This window comes from Gilvimarinus gilvus (assembly GCF_030518155.1).
GTDB classification, from domain to species: Bacteria; Pseudomonadota; Gammaproteobacteria; order Pseudomonadales; family Cellvibrionaceae; genus Gilvimarinus; species Gilvimarinus gilvus.
The window spans coordinates 1-346 of the sequence record NZ_JAULRU010000323.1 but is presented as its reverse complement, the minus strand read 5'-3'; the positions used below and the strand labels follow the sequence as shown (position 1 = coordinate 346).

Sequence of the window (346 nt, the reverse complement as noted above, 5' to 3'; positions counted from 1 at the left end):
TCCTATTCTTATCTTCTTCATTTAACGTTATAATTATTGTTGTTCCATTTCCTAATACCGAATCCACTTTCAATACTCCTCCTATAAGATTTATTCGCTCATTAATATTCAAAATTCCTATCCCTTGTTTTGTTTCTTTTATATCAAATCCTTTTCCATCATCTTCTATAATCAAATTAAACATCATATGATGTCTTGTCACAGTTATTGAGACATTTTGAGCATCAGCATGTTTATATATATTATGAAGAATTTCTTGTAAAATTCTATAAAGATGTATTTTTTGTTCTTCATCCAACAAATCAAAAGCCTCATTAGGATAGATAATTAATTCGATATTTATTGT

General features: G+C 26.6%; 1 protein-coding gene. It reads right to left on the bottom strand.

Translation table 11 applies throughout. The annotated features are described in order from the left end of the window. Positions 1 to 346, bottom strand: a 346-nt coding sequence (locus tag QWI17_RS05630; protein WP_302721537.1) for a sensor histidine kinase, incomplete at both ends; no start/stop codon positions are given.